We start from the raw sequence: 8,362 nt of genomic DNA on the forward strand, positions 1-8,362 counted from the left end.
TAGTGCTCTTTTCCTGCCAGACGATTTCTCTAGTGACATCATTAATTGTTGCCAATCTTACACCACGAACTTCTAACTTCAATTAAGATAGGATCAATTAATCCAGAAGTTCCCTTTCAGTCCCCTTTATTCAAGGGAACGTACTCCTCCTTCAATCGAAAAACCAGACTTAGTTGTGCCATCAGTTTTGATACACCGCAGATGATTTTAATCTAATAATTTCATTTTTAGTTTAGTAAATTCATCCTCCGAGATATGTCCTTGCTCTTTAAGCTCTACTAGTTTTTGGAGTTGATCTACTACGTTGAGATCTTCAGAATCACCTATCTTTTCTTCTAATACTTCTTTTTTGATTTCGCTTAACCTTTCCCTTAGATAGTCTCTCACCAACCTTAAACCCACTTCATTAGCGGTTGAGAATTTGAATATTCTATTTGAGTTTTTCATATAGATTTCTAGAGTTGCTTCTTTAAAATTTTCCTTGTAATCAAAGGAATGCATCTCTTTATAGTAAACATCCTCAAAAGATTCACCTGAGAAAAAGGATTTTTTACCAAATATCAGGCGTTTTTCTGTCATCACTAATTCTCCTAATGTCCCTTCATTCACACCATAGACACTAAACAGGATTGGTTCACCAACTGGATCTTCCATCATTGACTCTATAAACTTAATGGTCTTTGTTACTTTTACATAATCTTTAGCCATTGTTGCTTTTTCAACTCCTTAATAAAGTATCAAAAATCGCGAAAATTTTATAAAAATCGTTCTCTCAATAATCATCCTTTACTTAGATAATATCAATTCGAGATATCTTGAGATATGATCTTCAATTACAGCCCCCGATTTTAAATAAACTAAGACACATACGGACAATACCTGTTCTTCCAAACTACCAATATTTGCGAAGAGTATGTAAGTATCTTTTTTGTATTGATAACTACTGTATCAGTGCTTGCATACGAGTTATCAATCCTAATAGACAACTTATTCTTACCACCGTACATATAATCATAATCAACATTGGTTATTTCGGATAAGGGTATTTCAATTTAACTCAGCTGTCATTTGATAATGAGGTTCTCATTTTTTTACTCACATTATTTTCGAATAGGTGTATTTCTACTAATTATATACGATTGTTTGGATTAGATAGTTTCAATTATTGGGAACATTTATCTATTACCTTATTCCACAATCTTGCACAATACATAAAGAAAGAGCACATTTCTTACTGCAGAATTGCGCCCAATTGCTGAAGACTTGAATTCGAGAGAAACCCCATTCTTTTAAAACCTTCGTTACTTATAAATCATTCTTTTCTAGTCAGTATCAGTTACACAAATTACCCAAATACGTTTTAGTTCTTTATCTATTAAAAACCATGTACAATCCCAAGCTACATCATAAAACCAAGTACTCCATGGGTTATAGGAACGATATGGAAGAATATCTAAAATCCTATCGCCAAAGATGAATTGACATAATTCCTCTCCTAGTTTTTTAGCCTCCTTTGGTGTTCCAGGAAAAGATTCATAAGCCCCACCATGATATATTGTGTCTCCAAAGTCTCCATCTAATAAAAATGGACTTATTCTTTCAAAATCTGTTTTACAAACTAATTCATCTTCTATTTTTAACTCTGGAATGGCTTGTTTAATGTCTTTAGATGTAAAAAACTTATTGAAATATCTTTCGTGTTCTTCACTCAAATACGGAGATAGTAAGTTTTTATTATTTATTTTAAAACATTTAATGATTATCCCACCATTAACATGAGTAGAGGTAATAGCCTGTTTAAATTTATCTATAATCGGATTGTTGATGTCTAACAACTCAATTGAATTAATATTCAGCTAAATCGCTCCTATTTCCACTATTATGATATCTATTTTACCGAATAGAGAGTTTAGAATACTATATTTTTTCTTTCGTTAACCTGTTCATTAACTTCATACCAATTATTTCAGACACACTAAGTTCTTACAATCAATTTTGAGTCAAAAAGGACGTTATATTAGATAATTACGCCCTTTAACGGAAGACTTGAATTCAAAATAATAGTAAGTTAATCTTTTTCCTTAGTTAATTAAAGAAAGGTATTTTGTATAATCTACGAATTGATTCAAAAACCTTCTTAAATCATTAAGTATGTCTTTGTGCTCACCAATGCTTTGTTCAGCTAAATAATATCCATCTGATAAATAATGTATTTCCGTCTCTATCCACTCACAACTATGTGGTAAGTGCTCAATTAACATATCCAATATATTTATAACGTTAGACATATCTTGTGTCATATTTAGAGTTTCTTTGAGTAATCCTAGTATTATCTTAGGGGGCAGTTCATTATCAAATTCGCCCTTCACATCCATTAATATGAAAACAATATCTTCTAATTTCTTTTTTGAAGATAATGACACTTCAATAATTTCATAAGGAGGGTCGTCCATTTGTTCGATGACCTTATCTGCCCACTTTATAACTTCCTCCTTAGGTAGAAGTCCTAATGAAATCCCTAATCTATATACTTCTGCTGTTAATTTTATCTCCACCAACAATCCCCCATCAGGTTTATCATCTTAATGAATAGCACAATTCTGAAAATATTGAACGCAATCCTTTTTCACTCATTTTGCAAAACTCTTGAATATAAGTAGATCTAGTCATGTTGAACCCTCTTTAGAAAATCAATGACTAATTGATTATTTCACCAGAAATTTCTCGAAGTTGCTCAATACCAATTTTTATCGCACTTTCCTCTGTGTCTATTAATGATAGACCTTGGTTTATAGGACTCCAAAACTCATATCCACTATCCTTTTGCCACATACATATTTTTGTGGTGAAAATACCATCGTTATTTTTAATAACCTGAACTTTATATTGATTACTGGGAGATACTATCTCTTTTATTATATGAACCATATTTTCACCATCTTTCCTGATAACCATAATTCTATTATTGCATCGTTTTTTTATAAAAATAAACACTCCATGTTAAATATTTGCGCCCGATTCTTGAATAACTATATTGTCGTTCAAGTTTTCTAACGCTAATTATAGAAATCGTGACTTTATTTCAAATTTACAGTCCAGTGTTGCTAGAACGCCCTCAGACGATATTGTCTTTTCATTTACATACACCTTTTTCGATGTAATATTAAAAACCCCCACTCGTTTGAGTAAGGGTTTTACAATAGAGAACCTATAAATTTTATGGCTCAATGCAATAATCGGTAGCGCGTGCACAAGCACTTGCTGATGAAGGATCAAATTGAGCAAATCCAGCCAAAACTCCCAATGTCAATACTGAAACCAGAATAAATTTCTTAGCCTTATTCATCTCATTACACCTCCCCGTTTTAATCATTTTGTAAATTATACATTTTTAACCTTAATAAGTAAATATAATTTTTCAGAATATATACAAAATAACGAATATTAACCTGTATAGTGTGTAATTTAAATAGTGTTGCTAGAGCGTCCTCACTCTTTTATAGGTTTGGGGAATAAAGTTTGAGTAAAATGTCTCAAAAACCATTATCAATTAATAAAAAGAAACCATTTTGAAAAAAGATTGATCACAATGGTTTCTTATCTAGCAAATTTAAGTTTTGGTTTTATAAAGAAGTTTGATAATTTTTGTGATTCTTATTTCATTAAAGCGCCAGATTGCGGAGTAACATATGTTTGTAATTCTCAGCACTTCTTTATTCTTAATAAGCGTTTAAGAGATATTTCCTCCTGGTAAGGAAATTAAGTCAAAGTTATTATCTCCCGTTAACTGCCATCCTTCAAAATAGCTACTATCATGAAACATCTCTAGAGATACATTTTCCTCAAACTTAATAATGAATATAGAGAATTCCTCATAAAAGGTGATAGCTTCTATGGCTTTTTTCTTTAATAGTTTTTCAACAGTATGATGAGAAAATTTTTCGGGAGCATATTTACAATCCGAAGTACCAATTAATATAGAATTCCCTCTTCGAATTCTCCAAGGACATTCTACGATCAGCCCACCACCCTCAAACCTTATACCAAATGGATGGCTTTCATCTGTATTTACTTCATTAACTTTCTGTCCTATGAAATAACTGAAGTTAATATCACTTATTTTCAATTGTTACAGCTCCTTTTATTTCAATAAAGCGACCATTAGATGAAGAACATCCTATTCACTTGTTAATATTAACTTTCGTGTTTTGGCATCATATATTTTATATCCAATTTCAAACATATGGTCTTTTGTAACTGTCACCTCACAATAATAAGGGATTGCCTTTCCATAAGCATCAAGTGCAGGAATATTATTGAAACTAAATATTTCATCAGAATCAAGCATTTCAAAATCCGCTAGTGAAGAACGGCCTGATGAATCTATTTCGATTACACATTCCCCCCTGACGACATCATATTCCTTTAGCAGGACGTATTTTAGGCTTGGGAGAGTCATGGCTAAAAACAAAACACCCAATAATACGACTCCAAGGCTTTTACCCACATTCAAAAATCGAAAGTCTTTAGTACCATACATAACAAATAAGGAAAATACTGCACCTATTACAAATAATCCTCCAAGTATAAGTATAAAATAATATAAGAGCATTTCTTGATTAACCATAATTAATCCCTCTTTTAACTTAATTAAAACTCGCTTGATTTTGTATAATTATATACGATTTAATTGTAAAAAAGGTTTCACATTGTTGTTCTAACGGGCCCGTTACTTTAAGTAGAGAATTTCACAATCCACTCAAAAGTTGTTCAACAATCTGGCCCTTTAACGGAACAACTTATTGTCTCTTCTTAAGCGAGTTTTCAATTCAGGATCTTCTTTTTCTTTTCCCTATAAAATCCCCTTTAGACAACAATTTCCGAAGGGGAAAAGCGATGCAACTTTTTTATAAACGATTCAACTTTTTTCAAAATGGTTTAATTTTTTTATAAAAGGTGCAACTTTATTTCAAAGATACATTTGGAATTAAATAAACTAAAAAAACACAAACAAAAAGAGCCTATCCCATATTAAAGGATAAGCTCTTTTACTTTCTACTAACTTCTCTCTAAACTTACCTTTCTCTTTTCTTCTCTTGAAGGTGTCGGTACTTTGATAACAACAGAACCAGTATCCTGTTCTTTTTCAACGTTATCGCTTTCCTTCTTTTGTTGTTCTATTTGTTTCTGAAATTCCATTTTCAAATTCAAGTCAGACTGTTTTTTTAGCAGCTCTTTTAATTGATTTTCATAGATAAAAGGCTTTTCCATCTCAATTTCTGCTTCCTTTATCTGTGTATTTACCTTTACAATATTCTCTTCTAGTTCTTTCATTTGCTCCGGATAATCGTCGATTATGCTGATAAGACGGTTAATATTCCCTTTTTCATCTTTCAAAAGATGAACCTCAAATTCACTTTTTCCTTTTAGACCCGATTTATAGCCATCGAATAAATCCTTTCTCACAAACACGTCTAACCCCTTAAAACGACCAACCAAAAAGGGCTTATCATCTATGGAATTTTGGGTGTTAATAATCGTTTTGAGCGCTTGGCCAGCTTCCTTTTCATCAGTGAATGTAACACCCTTCAATTCTATTTCAAACCTACTAACTTGATGCTTCGATACCTCCGATAGATCATGTTGAATATTCTCGATTCTTTCTTCATACCTCGCAATCCTTTCTGGATAGAGATTGATTAAATTCTTCTCCATTGTCGCTTTTTCGTTGCTCCATCTATTTCTGACTAATTTTAATCGATTGACTTCATTATCTAAGGTCATTTTTTCTAAAAGTAACGGATTGTCGGTTGCAACAGCCTTCACTTCGGCTGCGGTTAAAACTGTTTCATCTGTATCATCACACGATCGAGAAATATTTTTCCCGGTCATCACTTGCGAGATATACCGGAGCTTCTGCTCCTGAATCTTCCATAAATAGCCGTCAAACGTTCCTTTGGTGACATAGCGATAGATGGACACTTTTTCATTTTCATTCCCCTGGCGTAAGACCCGGCCATCTCGTTGAGTCAAATCAGCTGGCCTCCATGGGCAATCAAGGTGATGTCCGGCAATGAGTTTGTCCTGAACGTTCGTCCCCGTCCCTACTTTACTTGTACTACCTAATAAGACACGTACCTCACCTTTACGAACCTTCGAAAATAACTTATCACGTTGCACATCCGTTTTGGCATCGTGAATAAAAGCAATTTCTTCAGCTGGAATTCCCTTCTCAATTAATTGTATTTTCACTTCATCATAAAAGCAAATGGCCCTGAGCGTTATTTTAGAGTACCGAACAGTTAAAATAGCCAAATTGTCTATCAATCCAATGTACAGACTTTGGTTGCTTTGTGATTGGTATTCTATCTAACTAGAAAGACGGAACCAAGATAGTTTCGAAGGTAATATTAAACCAGGATTCAATTTATTTTCACACCCAGCTGTAATCAAATTACTAAAGGGAGTATAACAAGGACATCGTGACAACACTTGTTATACTCTGGCTTTGGCGTATAAATCTATGAGTCTATCGTTAAATGAAACAGAGAAAAAAATACAGAAATGAAATTTGAGAAACACTCCGCCTTTAGCTGCTATTCTGGTACAGAAGAAAGTGAAGAGTGCTTATCCTTATTAAGGGTGATATATATTGTCATAACTATATGTATCACCCTTTTTTTCTTGTTTAACATACGAAGGGGAAGGCTGTTCCAATTTTAGCTTAAGTGCATTTGGGAGACTTTTTATACTGTTTTATCCGGTAATAGCCTCTGCAAAAAACGGAGTTCTTTGGTTTAATTGCAATGAGAAATGAATTGATGATATCTGAGGCAGAAATCAAGGTGTTAAACCAAACTACAAATAATAGGATTAATTTAATATTACCTACTACATAGAACGATAGAATGGCAGGTGAAACCGTTAAGACAATTAAGGGCAGGCTCATAAAGACCCAGAATCTACCTTTAGAGAGGATGGCATTTGTATTTAGCCAAAAAAATATACCGCTAAACGTTAAGCTAATATCACCTTTTTTCTTTATGACCAGTATGTGAAGACATTCGTGAATAATAAAGATAAGAATACCTACTATAAAGAGTAAAAAAATATTACTATCAGTGAAGCCTATACTAAAAATAAACGGTATTAGAAAAATAGTAATCTGCAGTAAGTATACAAACTTCATATAATGTTTTCGATACCAATTATTCTCGATGAAAGGAAATCCAACTTTTTCTCTGGTAAGTGCCGAAACCAAATGATCATATGCTTTCACCTTCCTCATTTAAACTAATCCATTATATAATGTTGTTGAACAACAGCAACAACACCCACATTATTATTTATTCGTTATGTATTTTTTGTACCTACTTTCATTTATCATCCATCTGCAAATCCCGAAGGTAAAACCAAATGGAATCGCCGTCCAAAGATAAACTTTAAACAATAATAGATCTTGCTGGTAGACGTCAACCAATAATTGAGTAATAAAAGAAATTCCGCCAGCCAATAAGCTAATAAATAATATAAATTTCCATTTTCCCATCCTTCGGGTTTTCTCCCATTTAAGCCATTGTTTCTCTTTATTCATAATGATTGCTCCTCCTTTTATAACAAAAGATGTTGTAATGCCATTTCCCTTTCCATTTTCAACTCATTCGAATCACTTAAAAAGATATTAATGAGCCTAAATCATATTTTAGCCATCCAAATTTGCTTCCGCTTATGTAATGAATAGTACTATAAATGAAAACATAGAAGTGATGAAAAGAAAAGACCCTAAAGCTCTTTTACCTCGTTTAAATTCATCTAACCCCATAACAAACATTAGTAAACCTAATAAAAATAAACTGTATGGTTGTAGCCAATACTCTTCCGTTAATAAGCTATAACTTGTCGTAGTAATAACGATAATTGCTAAAATTATTCTTACTATTTTCAACATCGAAACACCCCCTATTATTCACCTTACCTTTAACGTGAATAATAATACCACAATAAGTATTTAAAAATACTAATTCTAGATGAAAAGAACTTAGCTAGTTGAACTAGTGGAAACAAAGAATAGAGATAGGTCGAAGGTTAAATATAAATGTGGCTATGTATACTAAGACCCCTTCTATACTAACAAACTCACAACAACTTCAACTGGATTCTATCTTATCGACTCCAATAACCGTAATGCCTCTCTTCTAGCATCAGGATTCTTTGGACTGTCAACACCAAACTAGACAATTTTCTTAAGGTGTCTATTTTTGTACTCAACAGGACTTGTATACCCTAGTGTGCTATGAATACGAATATGGTTAAACCAATGCACGTAATCACACAGTTCTCGTTTTAATTTTTCTAAGCTTTC

At 32.7% G+C, this 8,362-nt stretch carries 12 protein-coding genes and 1 pseudogene; all 13 read right to left on the reverse strand.

Annotated elements, in window-relative coordinates; all coding sequences use genetic code 11:
* Positions 1 to 207: 207 nt before the first annotated feature.
* A complete protein-coding gene (locus WAK64_RS08395; protein WP_336586510.1) occupies positions 208 to 708 on the reverse strand; it encodes a PH domain-containing protein in 501 nt (166 codons plus the stop codon).
* Between the two features lie 149 nt (positions 709 to 857).
* Positions 858 to 1,052, reverse strand: a complete 195-nt coding sequence (locus WAK64_RS22400; protein WP_419465918.1) for a SunI/YnzG family protein — start codon at positions 1,050 to 1,052, stop codon at positions 858 to 860.
* Positions 1,053 to 1,322: 270 nt separating this feature from the next.
* Positions 1,323 to 1,835: a hypothetical protein gene (locus WAK64_RS08400; RefSeq protein ID WP_336586511.1), complete on the reverse strand. Its 513-nt coding sequence runs from the start codon at positions 1,833 to 1,835 to the stop codon at positions 1,323 to 1,325.
* Positions 1,836 to 2,081: 246 nt separating this feature from the next.
* Positions 2,082 to 2,555 (reverse strand): hypothetical protein, encoded by a 474-nt coding sequence (locus WAK64_RS08405; protein WP_336586512.1) that lies wholly within the window; start codon positions 2,553 to 2,555, stop codon positions 2,082 to 2,084.
* Positions 2,556 to 2,697: 142 nt separating this feature from the next.
* Entirely contained in the window at positions 2,698 to 2,928 is a 231-nt protein-coding gene (locus WAK64_RS08410; RefSeq protein ID WP_336586513.1) for a hypothetical protein, read from the reverse strand.
* 289 nt (positions 2,929 to 3,217) lie between these two features.
* The gene (locus WAK64_RS08415; RefSeq protein ID WP_336586514.1) at positions 3,218 to 3,346 is read right to left on the reverse strand and encodes a hypothetical protein; all 129 of its coding nucleotides are present in this window, start codon (positions 3,344 to 3,346) and stop codon (positions 3,218 to 3,220) included.
* A gap of 384 nt (positions 3,347 to 3,730) precedes the next feature.
* Positions 3,731 to 4,126: a hypothetical protein gene (locus tag WAK64_RS08420; protein WP_336586515.1), complete on the reverse strand. Its 396-nt coding sequence runs from the start codon at positions 4,124 to 4,126 to the stop codon at positions 3,731 to 3,733.
* Positions 4,127 to 4,177: 51 nt separating this feature from the next.
* Complete coding sequence (locus tag WAK64_RS08425) at positions 4,178 to 4,627, reverse strand: hypothetical protein (protein ID WP_336586516.1); 450 nt, start codon at positions 4,625 to 4,627, stop codon at positions 4,178 to 4,180.
* Between the two features lie 431 nt (positions 4,628 to 5,058).
* Entirely contained in the window at positions 5,059 to 6,315 is a 1,257-nt protein-coding gene (locus WAK64_RS08430) for a helicase C-terminal domain-containing protein (RefSeq protein WP_336586517.1), read from the reverse strand.
* Between the two features lie 409 nt (positions 6,316 to 6,724).
* Positions 6,725 to 7,269: pseudogene (locus tag WAK64_RS08435) on the reverse strand (DUF3267 domain-containing protein).
* A gap of 73 nt (positions 7,270 to 7,342) precedes the next feature.
* Positions 7,343 to 7,594, reverse strand: a complete 252-nt coding sequence (locus tag WAK64_RS08440; protein ID WP_336586518.1) for a hypothetical protein — start codon at positions 7,592 to 7,594, stop codon at positions 7,343 to 7,345.
* A 132-nt stretch (positions 7,595 to 7,726) separates the two neighbouring features.
* Positions 7,727 to 7,948, reverse strand: a complete 222-nt coding sequence (locus tag WAK64_RS08445; protein WP_336586519.1) for a DUF3953 domain-containing protein — start codon at positions 7,946 to 7,948, stop codon at positions 7,727 to 7,729.
* A gap of 282 nt (positions 7,949 to 8,230) precedes the next feature.
* The coding region (locus tag WAK64_RS22405; protein ID WP_419465919.1) for an IS3 family transposase at positions 8,231 to 8,362 on the reverse strand (132 nt) is incomplete at its 5' end.

The sequence above is a fragment of the Bacillus spongiae genome (assembly GCF_037120725.1).
GTDB lineage: Bacteria > Bacillota > Bacilli > Bacillales > Bacillaceae_K > Bacillus_CI > Bacillus_CI spongiae.